Source organism: Blastococcus litoris (assembly GCF_003075095.1).
Lineage (GTDB): Bacteria > Actinomycetota > Actinomycetes > Mycobacteriales > Geodermatophilaceae > Blastococcus_B > Blastococcus_B litoris.
Genome location: NZ_QCZF01000010.1, coordinates 26,638 through 47,141 on the forward strand (window position 1 = coordinate 26,638; position 20,504 = coordinate 47,141).

The following is a 20,504-nucleotide window of genomic DNA, read 5'->3' on the forward strand; positions in this document are numbered from 1 at the left end:
TCCGGGAGCGGGTCAGGCCCCGCAACCGCCGGCGCCGCAGGCGCAGCCGGCGCACGCGGAGGAGATCGTGCGCGTGGGCACCGGTCGCGCGGCGACCGTGCGCAGCCCGGCGGCACCGACCAGCACCGGCACGGCGAGGACGGCGACGACGAGGGCGGCGATCACCGTGGCGACGTCGGCCGCCCGGTCCCAGCTCTGCCCGAGGCCGGTGACGACCAGCAGCCCGCTGATCAGCACGGCCCAGACGAGCAGCGCCTGCCCCCCGCGCCGGAGGCCGCCGCCGCGGCCGAGCAGCACGACACCTCCCAGCAGGAGCAGCACCGGGACGGCGACGAGCAGCACGCCGGCCGCCGCGGACTCCGACACCAGGGCGACGACGAGCGCGCCGGCGCCGGCGGCGGTCGCCACGGCACCGAGCCCGCGCGCGCCGGCCGCCAGCTCTGCCGCCGCCGCCCGAGCCCCGCGCAGCAGCAGCGTCCCGCGGACCACGAGGAAGGCGCCGACCGCGCCGAGTAGCAGCCGCGCCCCGGCGGCGTCCCACAGGACGGCGGTGACCGCCACGACGAGCATCCCCACGCCGAGGGCCACCCAGCGCGGCCACGTCCGCCGGGCCAGCTCGGGAGCCATCGACTCGGTGCTGCCGGTCAGGATTCCGTTCGCCACCCGCCCAGTGTCCCTCACGCGCGCCCGTCGCTCCGCAGGCCGGGCACCGTGCCCTGTGCCACGCTGAGCCGTTGGCGTCGCAGGGTCGGAGGAGCCGGTCATGAGTGCGGAGAGTGTGGCGGGTTCGGCGCTGCGGGGAGCCCGGAAGGCCGGGAACGGCGACGCGCTGGAGCACCTGGCCCGTGTCGGCCTCCTGGCCTACGGCGTGGTCCACCTGCTGGTGGCGTGGCTGGCGCTGCAGCTCGCCTGGGGCGGGGGCGGCCAGTCGGCCGACCAGTCCGGTGCGATGGCCACCCTCGCCGAGTCGCCGGTCGGCAAGCCGCTGCTGTGGGTCGTCGCCCTCGGCCTGATCGCGCTGGCCGCGTGGCAGGCGGCCGAGATCCTCCGCTGGCGCAGCGGCTGGTCGGCCTCCGGCAAGGCGCGGACCAAGGCCCTGCGCAGGTCGGGCCGGGCGCTGGTCAAGGCGGTCGTCTACGGGGCGCTCGCCGTGCTGGCGATCAAGTTCGCGACGGGCAGCGGGACCTCCAGCTCCCAGTCGCAGCAGCAGACCACCGCCGGCGTGTTCGGCTGGCCCGCCGGGCAGTGGCTCGTGGGAGCCGCGGGCCTGGTGCTGATCGGCGTCGGCGCCTGGCACGTCCGCAAGGGGTTCACCAAGCACTTCCTCAAGGAGATCGACACCTCCGAGGCCTCACCCGCGGCGCTCCGCCTGGTCACGCGGCTGGGCCAGGTCGGCTTCCCCGGCAAGGGCGTCGCGCTCGCGGCCGTCGGCGTCCTGCTGATCTGGGCGGCGGTCACCTTCGACCCGGACAAGGCGACGGGCCTGGACGGGGCGATGCACGCGATCCTCGCCCTCCCCTTCGGCCAGATCCTGCTCACCCTCGTCGCGGTGGGCGTCGCGGCGTTCGGCGCCTTCTGCCTCGCCCGGGCGCGCTACCCCGAGCGGACGTAGGGGTGCCCTCGGCCCGCTCGCTGCTCGACCGGGTGCACGAGGTCGTCGAACGCGCCCGCACCGTCACCGACCACCCGGTCCTCACCCACGTCGCCCGCGTCGGACTCGTCGCCTACGGCGCGATGCACCTCCTCATCGCGTGGCTGGCGGTCCGGCTCGCCTGGGGTCTGCGGGGGGCGGACGCCGACCAGACCGGGGCCCTGCAGACGGTCGCGACCGGACCGGGCGGGCGGGTGCTGCTCTGGCTGGTCGGGCTCGGGATGCTGTCGCTGGCGCTCTGGCAGGCCGGTGAGGTCCTGCTGTGGTGGCGGGGGCTCCTCGGCCGGACGCACCGCACGCGAACCGCCGTCGTCTGCGCCAAGTGCCTGGCCAAGGCGGTCGTCTACGCGGTTCTCGGGCTCACCGCGCTGCTGTTCGCCGTCGGGCTGGAGTACGAGGCCGACGAGCGGCTGGCCGACCTCACCGACGACGCGCTGGAGATCCCCGGGGGCGCCGCGGTGGTCGTCGTCGCCGCGGCGGGGGTCGTGGCCGTCGGTGTCTACACGCTGGTGCGCGGGCTCACCGGCGGCTTCATGCGCGACATCGACCTGCCGGCCGCCCCCGACCGCTGGGAGCCGCTGATCGAGACGATCGGCCGGATCGGCTACGTCGCGAAGGGCATCGCCTTCGGGCTGGTCGGCGTCCTGCTCTGGCGTGCCGCCGCGTCGTCGGACGTCTCGACCGCCACGGGTCTGGACGGCGCCATGACCGCCATCGCCGGCGTCCAGGCCGGGCCGTGGCTGCTCACCGCCGTGGCGGTGGGGTTCGCGGCCTTCGGCGGCTACGCGCTCGCGCGGGCACGCTACCCCGACCGGGACCCGTCGTCGTGACGCTCGTGCTCTGCCCACCCCGGTGGGCAGAGCACGAGCGTCGGAGACCCCTAGGTGCGCGGGCCACCGGCGACGTAGACCACCTGGCCGGAGACGAACCCGGCGCCCTCGCTGACGAAGAACGACACCGTGTGGGCGATGTCCTCGGGCACGCCGGCGCGGGCGACCGGGATGGCCGCCGCGCGCTTGGCCACGTAGGACTCCCACTCCTCGCCGATGCGCTCGGCGGTCGCCCTGGTCATCTCGGTCTGGATGAAGCCCGGCGCGATCGCGTTGGCGGTGACCCCGAACTTGCCGAGCTCGATCGCGAGGGTCTTGGTGAAGCCCTGCAGACCCGCCTTGGCCGTGGCGTAGTTCGCCTGGCCGCGGTTGCCCAGGGCCGAGGTGCTCGACAGGTTGACGATCCGGCCCCACGTCGCGTCGATCATGTGCTTCTGCGCCGCGCGGGTCATCAGGAACGACCCGCGCAGGTGCACGTGCATGACCAGGTCCCAGTCGGCGTCGGACATCTTGAACAGCAGGTTGTCGCGGGTGACCCCGGCGTTGTTCACCAGCACGACCGGCGGGCCCAGCTCGGCGGCGATCCGGTCGACGGCGGCCTGCACCTGGTCGGCGTCGCCGACGTCGGCGCCCACCGCCAGCGCGCGGCCACCGGCGGCCTCGATCGCCTCGACGGTGGCGCGGGCGTCGTCCTCGGACAGGTCGAGGACGGCGACGTCGAACCCGTCGGCGGCCAGCCGCTGCGCCGTGGCGGCGCCGATGCCGCGAGCGGCCCCGGTGACGATCGCGACGCGGGCCATCAGGCGACCCGCTCGAAGACGGCGGCCAGGCCCTGGCCGCCGCCGATGCACATGGTCTCCAGGCCGTAGCGGGCCTCGCGCCGGTCCATCTCGCGCAGCAGCGTGGCGAGGATGCGCCCGCCGGTCGCGCCGACCGGGTGGCCGAGCGAGATGCCCGAGCCGTTGACGTTGGTGCGCTCCCAGTCGCCGGCGGTGAAACCCCACTCCCGGGCGACCGCGAGCACCTGCGACGCGAACGCCTCGTTGAGCTCGATCAGGTCGATGTCGGAGAGCTTCAGGTCGGCCAGCGCCAGCGCCTTCGCCGTCGCCGGCACGGGGCCGATGCCCATCGTCTTCGGCGGCACCCCGGCCACGCCCCAGGACACGAGCCGGGCCAGCGGCCGCAGCCCCAGCTCGGCCGCCTTCTCGGGGGTGGTGACGACCGCGATCGCGGCGCCGTCGTTCTGCCCGCTGGCGTTGCCGGCGGTGACGGTGGCCTCCGGGTCGTCCTTGCCCATGATCGGGCGCAGCTTGGCGAGGGTCTCGACGTTCGAGTCGGGCCGGATGTGCTCGTCCCGGTCGACGACGGTCTCGGACTTCCGGCCCTTCACCGTGACGGGCACGATCTCGTCGGCGAACCGGCCGGCCTCGGTGGCCGCGGCCGCGCGCTGGTGGCTGCGCACGGAGTACTCGTCCTGCTCCTCGCGACCGATCTTGTACTCCCGGCGCAGGTTCTCCGCCGTCTCCAGCATCCCGCCGGGCACCGGGTGGTTCTGGCCGCCGGCGGTGACCCGGCCGCGGGCCAGGCCGTCCTGCAGCAGGACGCCGGGGCCGGCCTTGACGCCCCAGCGCATCGCCGTCGAGTAGAAGGGCGCGTTGCTCATCGACTCCGCGCCACCGGCCAGCACCAGGTCCGAGGCGCCGGACTGGACCTGCATCGCGCCGTAGAGCACCGCTTGCAGGCCCGAGCCGCAGCGCCGGTCGATCTGCAGCCCGGAGGCGGTCACCGGGAGCCCGGCGTCCAGGGCGGCGACGCGGCCGATCGCGGGGGCGTCCATCGTCGGGTAGCAGTGGCCGAGGAGGACGTCCTCCACCGACTCCGGCGGCAGGCCGGTGCGCTCCATCAGCGCGCGGATCACCGTCGCGGCGAGCTCCTGCACCGGCACGTCCCGCAGCGATCCGCCGAAGCCCCCGACCGGGGTCCGCAGCGGCTCGCAGATGACCGCATCTCGCACGGTGGTCCTCCCTGAACCTCTCGACCGAGCGCCGCCCCGTCAGCCGGGGACGGCGGCACCGAGTCTGCCCCTGCGGGCACGCGGCCGCGCGAGCGGCCCGGTCAGCAGGGGTGGGGAGGTGCGGGCGGAGAGGTCAGGCGACGCCCTGCGCGGGGGTGTCCTCGACGCGCTCGGCCTTGAGCAGCTCCCAGAGGCCGGTGATCTGGAGCGGGCGGATGACCGCCCGCGACGAGGCCAGCACCCGCATCGTCACGTCCTGGCGCACGGCCCGGCGGTGGGCCGCGGCGAGGACGCACAGGCCGGCGGAGTCGAGGAAGGTGACCTGGCCCAGGTCGACGGTGAGCTCGCGGACGCCGTCGTCGAGGAGGGCGTCGAGCTGCTGGCGCAGGACCGGCGCCGAGGTCGAGTCGACCTCACCGGCCGCGGTGACGCAGACGGACGTGCCGGAGCCGGAGACGTCGACCGACACGAGGTCGGCGGTGGTGGGTTCGAGCGAGGAAGCGGTCACGGAGATGCCTCTCGAGGCGGTGAAACCGGACCAGCGACGGGGTCTCCGAGGTGGAGGCAGCGGAACTGGCGAGACGGCTGACTGTTGAACCGCTGCCCCTGACGGTAGGGATCTCGCTCGCGCACCGCAAGGCTTGCACCCCCGCTCGTGTCCCACCCGTCACACCGGGAGATCCGCGGACGCATCACCGGACGGCGGATACTGGGCGGCGTGACGAGACGGTGGGCCCTGGGCGGCGCGGTGGCGGTGGCCGGATCGCTCGCGGCCTTCCTGCTCCTCGACCCGGTGATCGCCACCTTCGTGGCGATCATGCTGGTCACCGTCGCGGTGATCGCCGGCCTGGCCGGCGACTGGGACCGGCACTCGACCTTCGAGGAGCGGGAGCTCGAGCGCGCCCGCCGGCGCAAGGAGAAGTGGGAGCGGGGCGCGGCCGCCCGGGAGCGCGACCGCGTGAAGTGGGAGGCGCACCGGGCCCGCCAGGAGGCGAAGAACGCAGACCAGGGGGAGCAGGCCGGTTAATCGGTCGACGCCTCCGCGCGCCGTCCCTAGCCTTCCCTGCATGCGGTACTCCGTGCGCACGCGCACCGTCTGAGTCGACGCCCCCGCGGAGCGGCCCGAGCCGCCCGCCGTCAGCACCCGTGACCTCTCCGGGTGCGCTCTCCCCCCGCCCGGCCGGGCTGCTCCGGCGTCCCCGGGCACCCGTGCGACCTTCTCCCGGAGGTACCCCGTGTCACGTCCCACCCCTGTCAGCGACGGCCCCGCGGCCGCCGCGCGCGCCGCCCTGCCCGAGTCCGACACCGCGGCGTTCGACCGGCTCGCCGGCGCGGTGCTCGCCTCGGCGAGCGCCCCGCTCGGTGCGCTGCTGCGCGCCCAGCTGCCCGGCACCGCCGGCGTCCGCTGGCTCCGCCAGGAGGGTCTGCCGCCGACCACCCGGCCGACAGCGCTGACCGCGGCGCAGTGGCGCTCGCTCTTCGAGTGCTGGCGCGCCACGTCCCGTGCGCCGGGACCGGGTGCGCCGGCGGGGCGGCGCGGCGGACGTCCGTCCACCCACGGTCACGCCCCCGGCGCGGCCGCGATCCCGCGCTGGGGCCAGTAGCCCCTGCTCAGCCCCCGACCGCGTCCTCGGCCGCCAGGTCGAGGGCGCGGTCGGGGTGCGCGAAGGCCTCGGCCAGCGCCTGGCGGCTCGACCACGCCCCGGCCCGCCACGCCAGGGCGCGGCCCAGCCCCCCGGGGGTGCCGTCCACGTGGTCGGCGTCCCCGCCCGGCCACCACGCGACCGGCCGCCCGTCGACCACCAGCCGCTCGTGGACGACGACGTCGCCGGCCAGGCGGTCGACCCCGAGCCGCGCCGCAGCCAGCCCGGCTCCGGGCACGGCCGCCCACGGGCGCCGCTCCCCTGCGCCGCTGGGCGCACCCCGCACGACCTCGCTCGCCAGCGGCAGGTCGAGCAGGTCCGCCACCGCGCCGGGCGCACCGCCGGCGGGGACGACCGGCGCTCGTACCAGTGACTGCAACCACGGCGCGTCCAGCACCACGGCGTCCTCGACCACGCGGTCCGGCGCGACCCGCACCCGGTCCGGTGGGTCGACGTCGATGCCGTCGAGCGCCTCCACCAGGCGTGCGTAGACGGTGCGGAGGACGTCGGGGCGGACGGTCAGGGCAGGGTCGCCGAGCCGGTCGAGCAGGTCGATCGCGCCGTCCACGTCGGCGAGGACGTCGCCGACCGTGGACGGCGGGCGGAGCAGGGCGAGGAGCCCGGACGGGCCGCGCCCGGGTTCGTACAGTCCCTGTAGCTCCGCGCCGTCGGGGTGCCGGAGCCGGTCGGGACGCCGGCCGGCCAGCACCGGGTGGGTGGACAGCCACCAGCGCAGGTAGCCCGGCACCGCGACGCCGTCGAGGACGACGTCGGTCCACGCCTCCGCCGGCAATGCCGCGACCAGCGGCAGCGCCCTGTCCCAGTCGGTGACCAGCTCGAGGTCGCGGACGGCGGTCACGGCGGGCCACGCGGGTGGCGCCGCGTCGTGCGGGAGCCGGTCGAGGACGGCGTCCACCCACGCCTCGGCGCCGTCCACGTCGAGCTCGTCGGGGTCGTCGGCGCGCACGAGCGCGAAGGTGGCCAGGACGCCGACTGCCCGCAGCACGTCCGGGTCGGTGGTCGCCGCCGTCCGGGGGTCCAGCACCCCGAGCGCCCCCTCGGCGAGGACCCCGGCCAGCGCCGACCCCGGCAGCACGAGCTCCCCGGCGGGCGCCCAGCCGCCGTCCTCGTCGGGCAGCGCCAGTTCGGCCAGCCACGGCAGCTCCCCCACCGCCGGCCGGGCCGCCGCGACGAGCGCGAGCACCGCCGCGGCGAGGTCCTCCGGGTCGGGTGTGCCGTCCAGCGCGTCCTCCAGGGCGTCCATCGACCCCTCGACGGCGGCGCGCACGTCCGGGTCCGCGAGGACGGCGGGCGCGGTCGCCGGCCGGGCGCCGAGGCGCTCCAGCAGCCGCCGGGCCGGGGCCGGGGCCACCGCGTCCGGCTCGGCCAGCCGCAGCCCGAGGGCACCGAGCCGGCGCACCGGCAGGCCCTCGTCCGGCAGCAGCACCCCTGCCGGCCCGTGCGCCATGCGGCCGTCGGCGAGCGGCACCGGCAGCGCGGCCAGCTCCTCCCGGTCGGCGCCGTCCAGGGCGGTGTAGAGCGCGGCCCACCAGGACGGCGGCCGGTCCACCCCGCGGACCGCCTCCACCGCCTCCGCCGTCCCGACCCGCCGGACGCCGAGCGCGGCGAGGACACGACCGTCGGGGCGCCGCGACCAGGCGGCCGGGAGGAGCCCGGGCACGACGTCCCGCAGCGCCGCGACCCGCTCGTCGGTCGGGTCGTCGAGTGCACTCGCGCGGTCGGCGGGCTGGCGGGCCGCGGGGTCGGCCGCCACGGGCAGCCAGGCCGCCGTCCGCAGCCGGTCGAGCACCGCGGCGCACAGGGCGGCGTCCAGCGGCGCGCCGGCCAGGCCCACCCGCGGCACGAGCGCCAGGACGGCGGGATCCGCCGGCAGCGCGGTCAGCAGGTCGGCGACCGTCGCGGCGGCCGCGTCGACCAGGGCGTCGGTGACCGCGCCCGGCGCGACGTGGCGGCGGTCGGGGGCGAGCGGGAAGGGCGCGATCAGCCTCAGGGGCAGCGACAGCGGCTCGTCGCTCGGCGTCGGCGCGTGCACGACCTGCGCGCCCGGCAGCGGCCGCGGCCGGCCCTCCTCGTCCATGGGCACCGCCGCCGTCACGGCCCAGGCCCGGCGCGTCCGCTCCTCCACCGGCCGGTGGGCGACCAGGTCGGCCGGCAGCTCGCCGGTCCGCTCCGCCACCGCCCACGTCGTCGCCGCGGCGCCGTCGCTGATCCGGGCCGACCCGCCGGATCGCTCGATGCGCAGCTCCCGGCGCCGGCCGCCGGACACCACCTCGACCTCCGCCAGGCCCGGCAGGGCGAGCAGCAGCTCCGCCGGCAGGTCCTCGAGGGCCCGGGCGACCAGCGGCTCCGCCCCGGCGCGCAGCGGCAGCACCACCTCCGTGGCGAAGCCCTCCGGCGGCGAGCCCTCGGCCGGCCAGGGCAGCCGCAGCACCGGCACCGCGCCGTCCCGGCGCGCCACCTCGTCGGCGAGCGCGGGCACGGCAGCGACCTCCGCCCGGGTCAGGTCGGCCGCGAAGCGCACCCCGCCGGCACCCGACAGCACGGCCGGCTCGTCGGTCACGGCGAGCACGGCGGAGAACCCGACCCCGAAGCGCCCGACGGCCGCCGCCTCGTCCCGCTTCGCCGAGGCCCGCAACGTGGCCAGACCCTGGACGCCGGCCGCGTCGAGCGGTGCCCCCGTGTTGGCCGCCCGCAGCGTGGCGTCGGAGAGCTCCAGCCGCAGCCTGCCCGGCACCCCGGCGCGGACGGCGGCGTCCGCCGCGTTCTGCGCCAGCTCGACGACCAACCTGTCGCGGTAGCCGCCGTGGACCAGGTCCTCCTCGGCGTTCGCGTCCTCGCGGAAACGGGCCGGATCGGCCGACCACGCGTCCAGGACCCGCCGCCGGATCGCAGCGGTGCCGAACGGGTCGCCGGCGGGCGTTGTCTCCACGGGGTGAGCCTTCCTGATCCGGCGACTCCTGACGTTCTCCAACTATGGGGTGACAGCGGGGTTCGGCTGTCCGGGGAGCGGGCACCGGCTGGGGAGACCACGCCCGGGCCCGGGCGTGGCACACGCCCCTGCGCGGGGCCCGGCCGGCGAGGCGGTGACCGTGGCGCTCTGGGAGTCGGCGCCGTCCCCGTTCGGCTTCCGCGAGCTCTGGTGCGAGGAGCTGCACTCGCTCTCGGAGCTGGCGAAGCTGCGTGCCCGGCTGCGCCGGTCGCTGACCGGCAGCCCGACCGTGGTGCACCCCGAGCGCGAGCACTGGTCGGAGCGGCTCGTGCTGATCGCCGACGAGCTCACCTCCAACGCCCTCCGGCACGGCGGCGCGCCCGTCGCCACCGCGCTCAGCCGGACCGGTGACCGCTGGCTGCTGGCGGTCAGCGACTCCTCCACCGAGGTCCCGCCGACCCCGGCGGTGGGCCGCGACCCGGGGCTCGGCGGCTTCGGCCTCTACCTGGTCGCCGACCTCTCGCAGCGGCACGGCTGGTTCGTCGAGCGCGGCACCAAGACGGTCTGGGCCGAGATCGAAGCCGTCGAGGGCTGACCCGCCCGCCGCCCCGTCCCCCGCCCGGGTCTCCCCGTGCCGCGGTAAGTGACTCGCAGGTAACCTGCGCCACATGTCGCTCGTCGAGCAGATGGACACCGTCACCGACGCCTCCGCCGGCACGGTGGACCGCCACGCCACCACCCAGACGTTCGAGTCGACGAACCCCGCCTCCGGTGCGGTCGTCGGCGTCTTCCCGGTGCACGACACCGAGGCCGTCGAGGAGACCGTCGCGCGGGCCCGCACCGCCGCCGCACGGTGGGCCGAGCTCGGCTTCGACGGGCGCAGGGCGCGGCTGGCGGCCTACCGCGGCTACCTCGCCCGGCGGATGAACGAGCTCGCCGACCTCGTGCACCGCGAGAACGGCAAGCCGCACGCCGACGCGATCCTCGAGATCACGCTCGCCGTCGACCACCTCGCCTGGGCCGGCGCGCACGCCCGGAAGACCCTCGGCCCCCGCCGGGTGAAGGCCGGGATGCTCGCGGCCAACCACGCCGCCTACCTCGAGTACCAGCCGCTGGGCGTCGTCGGCGTCATCGGCCCGTGGAACTACCCGGTGTTCACGCCGATGGGCTCGATCGCCTACGCGCTCGCGGCCGGCAACGCCGTCGTCTTCAAGCCCTCGGAGTACACGCCGGCCGTCGGGGCGTGGCTCGCTGCTGCATGGCGGGCCGCCGTCCCCGACTGCGAGGACGCGTTCCAGGTCGTCACCGGCTACGGCGAGACCGGCGCCGCGCTGTGCCGGGCCCGCGTCGGCAAGCTCGCCTTCACCGGCTCGGCCCCGACCGGCCGCAAGGTCATGGCCACCTGCGCCGAGACGCTCACCCCGGTGCTCATGGAGCTCGGCGGCAAGGACGCGATGATCGTCGACGACGACGCCGACGTGGTGGCCGCCGCCGACGCCGCCGTGTGGGGCGCGATGAGCAACGCCGGGCAGACCTGCATCGGCATCGAGCGGGTCTACGCGACCAGCGCCGTCTACGACAGGTTCGTCGCCGAGGTGACCGAGCAGGTGCGCAGGCTCCGCCCGGGCTCGGACGACGAGGCGACCTACGGGCCGATGACCATGGCCTCGCAGGGCGACATCGTCCGCCGGCACGTCTCCGACGCCGCCGCCAACGGCCGCGTGGTACGGGGCGAGGCCGACCCGAACCTCTTCCCCAGCGAGAACTTCCTCGCGCCGGCGGTGCTGCTCGACGTCCCCGAGGACTCCCCCGCCATCCAGGAGGAGACCTTCGGGCCGACGCTGGCGATCACGAAGGTGCGCGACGCCGAGGAGGCCCTCGAGCGGGCCAACGCGACGTCCTACGGCCTGGCCGGCTCGGTCTTCACGAAGTCGAAGGCACGCGGCCTGGAGCTGGCCCGCCGGATGCGCAGCGGCATGACGTCGGTGAACTCGGTGCTCACCTTCGCCTCCGTGCCCGCGCTGCCCTTCGGCGGCGTCGGCGAGAGCGGCTTCGGCCGGATCCACGGCGAGGACGGGCTCAAGGAGTTCACCCGCGCCAAGGCCATCACCCGCCAGAAGTACGCGCTGCCGGTCAACCTGATGAGCTTCAGCCGCCCGGCGTCGGCCACCGACGCGGTCGCCCGGGTCATGGGCATGATCCACGGACGGCACCGGTGACGCAGGGTCGGGCCGGGCGGGTGGACGAGGCAGCCGAGTACGACGTCGTCGTCGTCGGCGCGGGCTCCGCCGGCTGCGCGCTGGCCGGCCGGCTGTCGGAGGACCCGACGCTGCGGGTCCTGCTGCTCGAGGCGGGCGGCAGCGACGACGTCCTCGAGGTGCAGATCCCGGCCGGGCTCTACAAGACCTGGCGCACCCGGCTGGACTGGAACTACACGACCGAGCCGCAGCCGGGCCTCGACGGCCGCAAGCTGTTCTGGCCGCGCGGCAAGCTGCTGGGCGGCTCGTCGTCGATCAACGCGATGATCTACATGCGCGGGGCGCGGGCCGACTACGACGAGTGGGCCGAGCTCACCGGCGACAAGGCCTGGTCCTACGACCACGTGCTGCCGCTGTTCCGCCGCATGGAGGACAACGAGCGCGGCGCCGACCGCTTCCACGGCGTCGGCGGCCCCCTGCGGGTCGAGGACCTCCGGTCGCCGCACCCGTGGACCCGCGCCGTCGTGCAGTCGGCGGTCGCCGCCGGCTACCCGCGCAACGACGACTTCAACGGCGAGACCCAGGAGGGCGTCGGCCAGTACCAGGTGACGCAGAAGCGCGGCCGCCGCTGGTCGTCGGCCGCCGCCTACCTGCACCCGGCCGAGCGGCGTCCCAACCTGACGGTGCGGACCGGCGCCCTCACCACGCGCGTGCTGGTCCAGAACGGCCGGGCGACCGGCGTCGAGTACCGCGCCGGCGGCCGGGTGCACACCGTGCGCGCCGCCCGCGAGGTCGTGCTCTCCGGCGGCGCGATCAACTCGCCGCAGCTGCTGATGCTCTCGGGCATCGGGCCCGCGGACCACCTGCGCGAGGTCGGCGTCGAGGTCGTCCACGACCTGCCGGGCGTGGGCGGCGGGCTGCAGGACCACCCGCTGGTGCCGATGGTCTACGACGTGCGCTCGGGCAGGTCGCTGCGGCTGGCCGAGACGCCGCTCAACCTGGCGCGGTGGAAGGCGGCCGGGCGCGGCCCGCTGACCTCCAACCTCGCCGAGGCCGGGCTGTTCACGCGCTCCTCCCCCGAGCTGGCCGAGCCCGACCTGCAGTACCACTTCCTGCCGGTGAAGTTCTGGAAGCAGGCGGAGATCGACCCGGACGTCGAGGCGTTCAGCACGCTGGTCGTCCTGGTGCACGTGCACTCGCGCGGGTCGGTGCGGCTGCGGTCGGCCGACCCGTCCTGGGCGCCGTCGATCGACGCCGGCTACCTCACCGACGAGCGCGACCTCGAGGCGCTGGTGACCGGCGTGGAGAAGGCGCGCGACATCGCCGGCGTCGGGCCGCTCACCTCGGTCCTGGCCGGCGAGTGGTCGCCGGGCAGGGACGTGCAGGGCCGCGAGGCGCTGCGCGCCAAGGTCAAGGAGACCCTCGAGTCGCTGTACCACCCGGTGTCGTCCTGCCGGATGGGCGTCGACGACCAGGCGGTCGTCGACTCGCAGCTGCGCGTCCGCGGCATCGAGGGCCTGCGGGTCGCCGACGCCTCGGTGATGCCGACGCTGGTGCGGGGCAACACCAACGCTCCGACGATCATGATCGCCGAGCGCGCCGCGGACCTGATCCTCGGCCGCTCCGTCGACCCCGCACTCGCCGCCGCCCTCTGACCCGGACAGGGGCCATCGTGGCCACGGTGGCCCCTGTCAGCCGTGGGCCTGCCCGGCCGCGCGGGCCATCGCCCGCGCGCGGCTGAGGACGGAGGCCGCCTCCTCCCGGCGGACGGGGATCGCGCGAGCGCCACGGGCGCCGACCAGCAGACCACCCGGCGAGGCGTGGTCGGGGCCGGTCGCGGCGGCCACCACGCACCGGGCCGCGCGAGCGGGCGAGCCCAGGCGCTGGACTGCCCGGACCATCCACCAGGCCGGAGGGCTCATGCCGAGCGCGTGCCGGTCGAGGGACCGGGTCATCGGGGTCCACGCCGGGCCGGGGGCTGCTGCGTGGACGACCACACCGGAACCGCCCTCTTCTACGGCGAGCCCGGCGGCGAGGGCGAGCTTGGCGCGCTTGGCGCGCGCGTAGGACCGCATCGTCGCGCCCGGAGCCTCCCCCCACGGGTCGTCCTCGAGCGCCGGAGGGCTGCCGTGGAGCGCAGCACCGGAGATCACCAGCACCACGCGGCCGGCCGGCGCGGCGTGCAGCAGGGGACGCAGGGCGTCGACGAGGGCGACCACGCCCACGACGTCCACCGCGATCTCGACGTCGAGCCCCTCCGGCGTGCGGATCCGGTGCGCCGGCATCACGCCGGCGTTGGCGACCAGCACGTCCAGACGCCCCAGGCGGGCGGTGAGCGAGCGGCCGAGCGCGGCTGTCCGGGCGACGTCGGCGTGGTCGACCGCCAGGAACTCCGCCCCGGACGCCCCCGCTGCCAGCAGTGTGTCCGCCGCGACCTCTCCCCGGCGGCCGTCGCGGCCGGTGACGAGCAGGTGCGCGCCCCCCGCCGCCATCGCCGTGGCCACCACCGCGCCGATCCCTCCGGTGCCTCCGGTCACCAGGACCGTCGGCGCGCTCACCGCCGGCTCCCGTGCCGGTCCCGCGGCAGCCGGACGGCCACCAGGACCAGCCATGCCAGTCCTCCGAAGCGCCCGACCGGGATCAGGTAGGCGGCCACCGGTGCGACGAAGACGAACGTGGCGAGCTCGGAGACGACGGCCAGCGCCACACCCGTGATCCACAGCACGCGGGGCAGCAGCCCGTAGTAGGCGGCCGTCACCGCGATGCCCGCCAGCAGGAGGCCGGAACCCACCACGTACCAGGGGCCGCCGGCGGCGAAGGCGACGTCCCGCACCAGCCCCGGGAGCGCCTCTCCCGACGTCTCGGGCAGCCGGGAGAGCGCCCACTGTGCGCATGCCGACACGGCCGCCGCCGTCGCGGCGGCGACGCCTCCCACCAGGGCGATCATCGCGCCGGCGGCTCGGACCCCCAGGGCGTGCAGCCGGGCCACCACGGACGCGGTGAGGACCGCCAGCGGCACGGACGCGGCGAACTGCAGCAGCGCCGTGACGCGGAGGGCGTCGGGATGGGCCCCGACGTAGGCCGCCAGCACCCCGGCGTCCCCGAAGGGCGAGGGGTAGGCGTCGCCTCCTGCCACGATCAGCGGGACGACGACCGCCGCCACCGCCAGGGCAGCCGCGACACCCGCCACCAGGGGCAGCGGGGGCCCGCCGCCTGCGCGGGGCCTGACCGGTCGGACGAGGGACGCCATCATTGCGACTCCGATCGTTCATGTAGTGAACGATTCACAGGATGTACGCTCGGGCCGTGCAGCGCAAGGAGGAAGCGGCGGGCGGGGTGCCGGTCGGGGCGGGGGTGGCGTTCCTGTTGTCGCAGCTCGGCTCGCACGGCGCCATGCGGTTCGGCGAGCGGCTCGCGGACCTGGGGCTGACCCCGGGGCATGCCGGTCTCCTGCGGGTCGTCGCCCGCGAGCCGGGGCTCAGCCAGCGTCAGCTCGCCGATCGGCTCGGGGCTCAGCCGAGCCGTGTCGTCGTCCTCGTCGACGAGCTCGAGTCACGGGGGCTGCTCACCCGCCGGTCGCGCGAGGGTGATCGCCGGTCCCATGTCATCGGCCTGACCGATGCCGGCTCCCGGTCGCTGGCGACCATCCGGACCATCGCCGAGGCGCACGAGGCCGAGCTGACCCACACCCTGTCCGAGCGCGAACGCGACCAGCTCAAGGACCTCCTGGGGCGGCTCGCCGCCGGGCTCGGGCTCCGACCCGGCGTGCATCCGGGCTACCGCCGCCCCTCCTCCTGAGCGATCAGCCGTGGGCCTGGGCGGCGGCGGCCTCCTCGCGGTCGGTCGGCAGCGCGGTCCGCGCCGGCGGCGGCAGGTTGCGGCGGATCGAGATGGAGGCGACGGCGGCCACCATGCACAAGCCGCCGGCGAGGAACCACGCCAGGTCGTAGGAACCGGTGACGTCGCGGATCACGCCGCCGCCGAACGCCGCGACCGCCGATCCGAGCTGGTGGGAGGCGAACACCCAGCCGAAGACGACCGGCGCCCGCGCGCCGAAGTGCTCGCGGCAGAGCGCCAGGGTGGGCGGCACCGTGGCCACCCAGTCCAGGCCGTAGAAGACGATGAACGCGACCATGCTCAGGTGCAGCTCCGGCCCGAACAGGGTCGGCAGGGCGAACAGCGACAGCCCGCGCAGCCCGTAGTACGCCAGCAGCAGCGCCCGCGGGTCGACGCGGTCGGTGAGCCACCCGGAGAACACCGTGCCGGCGATGTCGAAGATGCCGACGACGGCGAGCAGCCCGGCCGCCGTCGTCACCGGCAGCCCGTGGTCGTGCGCGGCGGGGATGAAGTGCGGCTGCACCAGCCCGTTGGTCGACATGCCGCAGATGAAGAAGCCGGCCGCCAGCAGCCAGAACGGCCGCGACCGCGCCGCCAGGACCAGCCCCTGCACCGCCGCCCGCGCGGCACCGGTGCGCACCGGGTCGACGTCGTCGGCCGCCGTCCCGCCGTAGGGCACGGCGCCGACGTCCCGGGGCCGGTCGCGGAGCAGCCAGGCCACCAGCGGCAGGACGGCCAGCGCCGCCGCGGTCGTGCCGAGGGAGGCCGCCCGCCAGCCCCACTCGGAGTCGATCCACGCGACCAGCGGCAGGAAGACCAGCTGACCGGCCGCGCCGCCGGCGGTGAGGATGCCCGAGACCAGCCCCCGCCGGGCGACGAACCAGCGCCCGGTCACCGTGGCGACCAGCGACAGCGCCATCGAGCCGGCGCCCAGGCCGACGAGCACGCCCCAGAGCAGGAGCAGCTGCCAGCTCGCGGTCATGAACACCGTGAGCCCGCTGCCGAGCGCGACCACCAGCAGCGCGGCCATGACCACGCGGCGGATGCCGAAGCGCTCCATCAGCGCCGCGGCGAAGGGTGCCGTCAGCCCGTACAGCGCCATGTTGATCGCGACGGCCGCCGAGATGGTGGACACCGACCAGCCGAACTCCGCCCGCAGCGGGTCGATCAGGACGCCGGGCACGGCGCGGAAGGCCGCGGCCCCGACGAGGGCCAGGAACGTCACTGCGGCCACCCACCACGCGGGGTGGATGCGGTGCGCGCGCGGTGGGGAGAGGGCGGTCACGACGGAGAGCATGGCGGACGGGGGACCCGCCGAGGGAGTGGCCCGACGGCCAACATGTGCAAAGATCCGGCCATGACTCGCCACGAGGTCGCCGTCCTGGCCCTGCCGGAGACGATGGCCTACGAGGTGGGGCTCCCCCACCAGTTCCTCGGCAGCGCGGCCGGCCCCGATGGCCGGAAGCTGTACCGGGTGCGGGTGGCCAGCCTCGACGGCGGACCGGTGCGGACGTCGGCCGGCTACTCGGTGCTCCCCGAGCACGACGCCTCGATCCTGGCGACGGCGCAGACCGTGGTCGTCCCCGGCGTCTACGGCACGGCGGCGATGACCGAGGGCACCGTGCCCGACGACCTGGCCGACCTGCTGCGCGAGACGGCCCGGCACGCGCGGCTGGTCTCCATCTGCACCGGCGCCTTCGTCCTCGCCGCCGCCGGCCTGCTCGACGGCCGGCCCGCGACCACCCACTGGGTGCACGCCCCCGCCTTCGCCCGGCTGTTCCCGCAGGTGGCCCTCGACCCGGACGTGCTGTTCGTCGACGACGGCGACGTCCTCACCTCCGCCGGCAACGCGGCGGGCATCGACGTCCTGCTGCACGTGATCCGGCGCGACCACGGCAGCGAGGTCGCCAGCCGGGTGGCGCGGCGCAGCGTCGTGGCGCCGTGGCGCGACGGCGGTCAGTCGCAGTTCATCGAGCGGCCGGTGCCCGAGCCCGGCGACTCCGGCACCGCGGCCACCCGCGCGTGGGCGCTCGAGCACCTCGACGAACCGCTCACGCTGGCCGACCTGGCGCACCACGCGCGGATGAGCGTGCGCACGTTCACCCGGCGGTTCCGCGACGAGACCGGGCTGTCGGCCAGCCGCTGGCTGGTGCAGCAGCGCGTCGCGCTGGCGCGCCGGCTGCTGGAGTCCACCGACGTCCCGGTGGAGCGGGTCGCCGAACAGGCCGGCTTCGGCACCACCGCGTCGATGCGCCAGCACCTGCGCGCCGCGATCGGGGTCGCACCGCTGGCCTACCGACGCACCTACCGCGCTCCGGTCGCTCACCCGATGTGACGGGGGACTCCCCCGGGGTGGGACCACTCAGGGGCCATGTCTGGTTGAGTAGTGCATACCGGCGCCGCCCTCGCTCATCCGGAGCGGCAGGAATCGACGTCGGGCTGAGGCTGCGCCACCGAGGCGCGCCCGGCTGACCGACGTCCCGCCGACGGAGTGAGCCCGCCCTGCCCCCGAGCAGGTGCGCCGGCACGCGCCCGCCGGGCGTCGTGCGGCCACTCGAGCGTCGAGGAACCGATGACTTCGCCCCACCGCCCCACCCAGGACGACAACACACCCAACGCCGACCGCCCGCGCCGCCGTCGCGGCGGGCGCGGCCGCGGCACCCGCCCCGTGGGTGAGCAGCAGACCCCGCAGGCGGCGCCGGTCGCCCCGGCCGTCGTGCCCGTGCAGGCCCCGGCCACCGTCCTCCCGACGGACACCACCTTCGACGCCCTCGGCGTCCCCGCGCCGATCGTCGAGGTGCTGACCGGCAGCGGCATCACCGCGCCGTTCCCCATCCAGGTGGCCACGCTGCCCGACAGCCTCGGCGGCCGTGACGTGCTCGGCCGCGGCCGCACCGGCTCGGGCAAGACCCTCGCCTTCAGCATCCCGCTGGTCGCCCGCCTGGCCGCCTCGGACTCCCCCCGCCGGCCCAAGCGTCCGCGGTCGCTGATCCTCGTGCCGACCCGTGAGCTGGCCAACCAGGTCGCCGCCGTCGTCGAGCCGATGGCCACCGCCCTCGGCATGCGGACGACGACGATCTTCGGCGGCGTCGGCCAGAACCCGCAGGTGCAGGCGCTGGCCGGTGGCATCGACGTCCTCATCGCCTGCCCCGGCCGGCTCGAGGACCTCATCGGCCAGGGGCACTGCGACCTCGGCGCCGTCGAGATCACCATCCTCGACGAGGCCGACCACATGGCCGACCTCGGCTTCCTCCCGGGCGTGAAGCGGCTGATGGACCGCACCCCGAAGGTCGGCCAGCGGCTGCTCTTCTCGGCGACCCTGGACAACGGCGTCGACGTGCTGGTCAAGCGCTACCTGAGCAACCCCGTCACGCACTCGGTCGACCCGGCCGTCGCCCCGGTCAGCACGATGACCCACCACGTGCTGCAGGTGCAGAACGCCGACAAGGCCGAGGTCGTGCGCCAGCTCGCCTCGGGCCTGGGCCGCAGCGTGCTGTTCACCCGCACCAAGCACCAGGCCAAGAAGCTGGCCAAGCAGCTCACCGCGCAGGGCATCCCGGCGGTCGACCTACACGGCAACCTCAGCCAGAACGCCCGCGAGCGCAACCTCGAGGCGTTCACCACCGGGGCCAGCCGGGTGCTGTGCGCGACCGACATCGCCGCCCGCGGCATCCACGTCGACGACGTCGCACTGGTCGTGCACGTCGACCCGCCGGCCGAGCACAAGGCCTACCTGCACCGCTCCGGTCGTACCGCCCGCGCCGGTGCCGAGGGCGCCGTCGTCACCGTGTCGACGCCCGACCAGGCCGGTGAGGTGCGCACGCTCGCGCGCCAGGCCGGGATCACCCCGAAGGTCAGCGCCGTGCGGCCCGGTGCCCCGGAGATCGAGGCGCTGACCGGTCCGGCGGCGCCCTACGTCGAGCCGGCCCCGGCGCCCGAGCCGCAGCCGCAGGGCAACGGCGGCGGTCGTCGCCGTCGCGGCGGCTCCGGCGGAGGCGGCGGTGCGCCGAAGGCGACGTCGTCCTCCGGCGCCTCGCGTGGTGGGTCGGGCCGGGCGTCCGGTCCGGCGCGCACCCGCGCCGAGCTCGCGGCGCGCGCGGGGACGTCGTCCGCCGCCTCGTTCAGCGCCCGCTCGCGCCGCGGCGGCCGCTGACGCTCACCCCTCCTGGCTCACCGTTCCGGGTCCTGGCTCACCGTCGATCGTGAGCCAGGACCCGGAACGATCAGGAGACCTGATCATCACGAGGCGAGTGCCGACTCGTCGACATGTCAGCCGGTTGACATGACGACGAGCCGGCACCCATGACGCACCGGGTGCGGGTGCGCGACGGAAGCCCGCCCGCCCCGGTGCAGCTCTGCTAGTTCCCGCTGGAGAAGGCGGCGTCGAACGCCGCGGCCGGCGGGTCGAACGCCAGCCGGCGCACGAACTCCAGCGCCTCGGGGGCACCGACCAGGCGGTCCATGCCGGCGTCCTCCCACTCCACCGAGATCGGCCCGTCGTAGCCGATGGTGTTGAGCATCCGGAAGCAGGCCTCCCACGGGACGTCGCCGTGGCCGGTGGACACGAAGTCCCACCCGCGCCGCGGGTCCGCCCACGGCAGGTGGGAGCCCATGCGGCCGTTGCGCCCGTTGCCGACCTGCTTCTTCGCGTCCTTGCAGTCGACGTGGTAGATCCGGTCCTTGAAGTCCCAGATGAACGACACCGGGTCCAGGTCCTGCCACACGAAGTGCGACGGGTCCCAGTTCAGCCCGAAGGCCTCCCGGTGGCCGATCGCCTCCATGGTGCGCACCGTCGTCCAGTAGTCGTAGGCGATCTCCGACGGGTGCACCTCGTGGGCGAACTTCACGCCGACCTCGTCGAACACGTCGAGGATGGGGTTCCAGCGGTCGGCGAAGTCGCGGTAACCGTCCTCGATCATCGACTCGGGGACCGGCGGGAACATCGCGACGGTCTTCCAGATCTTGGAGCCGGTGAACCCGACGACGACGTCGACGCCCAGGTTGCGGGCGGCGCGGGCGGTCAGCTTCATCTCCTCGGCGGCGCGCCGGCGGACGCCCTCGGGCTCGCCGTCGCCCCAGACGCGGGCGTTGACCATGCCCTTGTGGCGCTCGTCGATCGGGTCGTCGCAGACCGCCTGGCCGTTGAGGTGGTTGGAGATGGCCCACACCTTCAAGCCGTACTTGTCGAGCAGCGCGAGGCGCTCCTGGACGTAGGACTCGTCGTTCGCGGCGCGCTCGACGTCGAGGTGGTCGCCCCAGCAGGCGATCTCCAGGCCGTCGTACCCCCACTCCGAGGCGAGCCGGGCCACCTCCTCGAACGGCAGGTCGGCCCACTGGCCGGTGAAGAGGGTGACGGGACGGGGCATCAGAGAACGTCCTTT

Annotated in this window: 19 protein-coding genes; 10 read left to right on the forward strand and 9 right to left on the reverse strand. The window is 75.6% G+C overall.

Annotation, left to right across the window (positions count from 1 at the left end; translation table 11 throughout):
- Positions 1-12: 12 nt before the first annotated feature.
- Positions 13-663 (reverse strand): hypothetical protein, encoded by a 651-nt coding sequence (locus DCS98_RS18910; RefSeq protein ID WP_116452950.1) that lies wholly within the window; start codon positions 661-663, stop codon positions 13-15.
- 100 nt (positions 664-763) lie between these two features.
- Between DCS98_RS18910 and DCS98_RS18915 the strand changes: the two genes are divergently transcribed.
- Both DCS98_RS18915 and DCS98_RS18920 read left to right on the forward strand, forming a co-directional pair.
- A complete protein-coding gene (locus tag DCS98_RS18915) occupies positions 764-1,612 on the forward strand; it encodes a DUF1206 domain-containing protein (RefSeq protein ID WP_116452951.1) in 849 nt (282 codons plus the stop codon).
- Between the two features lie 2 nt (positions 1,613-1,614).
- Positions 1,615-2,481 (forward strand): DUF1206 domain-containing protein, encoded by an 867-nt coding sequence (locus DCS98_RS18920; protein ID WP_116452952.1) that lies wholly within the window; start codon positions 1,615-1,617, stop codon positions 2,479-2,481.
- Positions 2,482-2,531: 50 nt separating this feature from the next.
- Here the strand turns inward: DCS98_RS18920 and fabG are convergent, their stop codons facing one another.
- The 3 genes from fabG to DCS98_RS18935 form a co-directional block, all read right to left on the reverse strand.
- Positions 2,532-3,281: a 3-oxoacyl-ACP reductase FabG gene (fabG, locus tag DCS98_RS18925; protein WP_116452953.1), complete on the reverse strand. Its 750-nt coding sequence runs from the start codon at positions 3,279-3,281 to the stop codon at positions 2,532-2,534.
- Positions 3,281-4,495, reverse strand: coding sequence for an acetyl-CoA C-acetyltransferase (locus DCS98_RS18930; RefSeq protein ID WP_116452954.1), 1,215 nt, complete (start codon positions 4,493-4,495; stop codon positions 3,281-3,283). Before DCS98_RS18930 ends, fabG begins: the two co-directional genes overlap by 1 nt.
- A 133-nt stretch (positions 4,496-4,628) precedes the next feature.
- Positions 4,629-5,003 carry an STAS domain-containing protein gene (locus DCS98_RS18935; protein ID WP_116452955.1) on the reverse strand — a complete coding sequence of 125 codons (375 nt, stop codon included), beginning with the start codon at positions 5,001-5,003 and terminating at the stop codon, positions 4,629-4,631.
- Positions 5,004-5,213: 210 nt separating this feature from the next.
- On the opposite strand from DCS98_RS18935, the gene DCS98_RS18940 reads away from it, so the two are divergent.
- Together DCS98_RS18940 and DCS98_RS18945 are read left to right on the forward strand one after the other, a co-directional pair.
- On the forward strand, positions 5,214-5,522 hold the full coding sequence (locus tag DCS98_RS18940; protein WP_164704656.1) for a hypothetical protein: 309 nt from the start codon (positions 5,214-5,216) through the stop codon (positions 5,520-5,522).
- Between the two features lie 208 nt (positions 5,523-5,730).
- Positions 5,731-6,099, forward strand: a complete 369-nt coding sequence (locus tag DCS98_RS18945) for a hypothetical protein (protein ID WP_116452957.1) — start codon at positions 5,731-5,733, stop codon at positions 6,097-6,099.
- Positions 6,100-6,106: 7 nt separating this feature from the next.
- Here DCS98_RS18945 and DCS98_RS18950 read toward each other — a convergent pair whose 3' ends face one another.
- Positions 6,107-9,088: a sacsin N-terminal ATP-binding-like domain-containing protein gene (locus DCS98_RS18950; RefSeq protein WP_116452958.1), complete on the reverse strand. Its 2,982-nt coding sequence runs from the start codon at positions 9,086-9,088 to the stop codon at positions 6,107-6,109.
- A 115-nt stretch (positions 9,089-9,203) separates the two neighbouring features.
- Between DCS98_RS18950 and DCS98_RS18955 the strand changes: the two genes are divergently transcribed.
- From DCS98_RS18955 to DCS98_RS18965, 3 genes are all read left to right on the forward strand, one after another.
- Positions 9,204-9,683 carry an ATP-binding protein gene (locus tag DCS98_RS18955; RefSeq protein WP_241038378.1) on the forward strand — a complete coding sequence of 160 codons (480 nt, stop codon included), beginning with the start codon at positions 9,204-9,206 and terminating at the stop codon, positions 9,681-9,683.
- Between the two features lie 73 nt (positions 9,684-9,756).
- A complete protein-coding gene (locus tag DCS98_RS18960) occupies positions 9,757-11,307 on the forward strand; it encodes an aldehyde dehydrogenase family protein (protein ID WP_116452960.1) in 1,551 nt (516 codons plus the stop codon).
- Positions 11,304-12,941, forward strand: a complete 1,638-nt coding sequence (locus tag DCS98_RS18965) for a GMC family oxidoreductase (RefSeq protein ID WP_241038380.1) — start codon at positions 11,304-11,306, stop codon at positions 12,939-12,941. The genes DCS98_RS18960 and DCS98_RS18965 overlap by 4 nt, the downstream gene beginning before the upstream one ends.
- Positions 12,942-12,977: 36 nt before the next feature.
- Here DCS98_RS18965 and DCS98_RS18970 read toward each other — a convergent pair whose 3' ends face one another.
- Both DCS98_RS18970 and DCS98_RS18975 read right to left on the reverse strand, forming a co-directional pair.
- A complete protein-coding gene (locus tag DCS98_RS18970) occupies positions 12,978-13,844 on the reverse strand; it encodes an SDR family NAD(P)-dependent oxidoreductase (RefSeq protein ID WP_164704657.1) in 867 nt (288 codons plus the stop codon).
- Positions 13,841-14,476, reverse strand: coding sequence for a DUF4386 domain-containing protein (locus DCS98_RS18975; RefSeq protein ID WP_206340344.1), 636 nt, complete (start codon positions 14,474-14,476; stop codon positions 13,841-13,843). Before DCS98_RS18975 ends, DCS98_RS18970 begins: the two co-directional genes overlap by 4 nt.
- A gap of 116 nt (positions 14,477-14,592) precedes the next feature.
- Between DCS98_RS18975 and DCS98_RS18980 the strand changes: the two genes are divergently transcribed.
- The gene (locus tag DCS98_RS18980) at positions 14,593-15,084 is read left to right on the forward strand and encodes a MarR family winged helix-turn-helix transcriptional regulator (protein WP_206340345.1); all 492 of its coding nucleotides are present in this window, start codon (positions 14,593-14,595) and stop codon (positions 15,082-15,084) included.
- 4 nt (positions 15,085-15,088) lie between these two features.
- Here the strand turns inward: DCS98_RS18980 and DCS98_RS18985 are convergent, their stop codons facing one another.
- The gene (locus DCS98_RS18985; RefSeq protein WP_241038382.1) at positions 15,089-16,408 is read right to left on the reverse strand and encodes an MFS transporter; all 1,320 of its coding nucleotides are present in this window, start codon (positions 16,406-16,408) and stop codon (positions 15,089-15,091) included.
- A 72-nt stretch (positions 16,409-16,480) separates the two neighbouring features.
- On the opposite strand from DCS98_RS18985, the gene DCS98_RS18990 reads away from it, so the two are divergent.
- Together DCS98_RS18990 and DCS98_RS18995 are read left to right on the forward strand one after the other, a co-directional pair.
- A complete protein-coding gene (locus DCS98_RS18990; RefSeq protein WP_241038384.1) occupies positions 16,481-17,458 on the forward strand; it encodes a GlxA family transcriptional regulator in 978 nt (325 codons plus the stop codon).
- A 237-nt stretch (positions 17,459-17,695) separates the two neighbouring features.
- On the forward strand, positions 17,696-19,276 hold the full coding sequence (locus tag DCS98_RS18995) for a DEAD/DEAH box helicase (protein ID WP_241038386.1): 1,581 nt from the start codon (positions 17,696-17,698) through the stop codon (positions 19,274-19,276).
- Between the two features lie 205 nt (positions 19,277-19,481).
- On the opposite strand, the gene DCS98_RS19000 is transcribed toward DCS98_RS18995, so the two are convergent.
- Positions 19,482-20,489, reverse strand: coding sequence for a sugar phosphate isomerase/epimerase family protein (locus tag DCS98_RS19000; RefSeq protein ID WP_116452965.1), 1,008 nt, complete (start codon positions 20,487-20,489; stop codon positions 19,482-19,484).
- Positions 20,490-20,504: the final 15 nt, after the last annotated feature.

Coding starts and splice junctions, on each gene's coding strand:
- DCS98_RS19000 (WP_116452965.1), bottom strand. CDS start 20,489: ATGCCCCGTCCCGTCACCCTCTTCACCGGCCAGTGGGCCGACCTGCCG.
- DCS98_RS18990 (WP_241038384.1), top strand. CDS start 16,481: ATGACTCGCCACGAGGTCGCCGTCCTGGCCCTGCCGGAGACGATGGCC.
- DCS98_RS18915 (WP_116452951.1), top strand. CDS start 764: ATGAGTGCGGAGAGTGTGGCGGGTTCGGCGCTGCGGGGAGCCCGGAAG.
- DCS98_RS18995 (WP_241038386.1), top strand. CDS start 17,696: ATGACTTCGCCCCACCGCCCCACCCAGGACGACAACACACCCAACGCC.
- DCS98_RS18960 (WP_116452960.1), top strand. CDS start 9,757: ATGTCGCTCGTCGAGCAGATGGACACCGTCACCGACGCCTCCGCCGGC.
- fabG (WP_116452953.1), bottom strand. CDS start 3,281: ATGGCCCGCGTCGCGATCGTCACCGGGGCCGCTCGCGGCATCGGCGCC.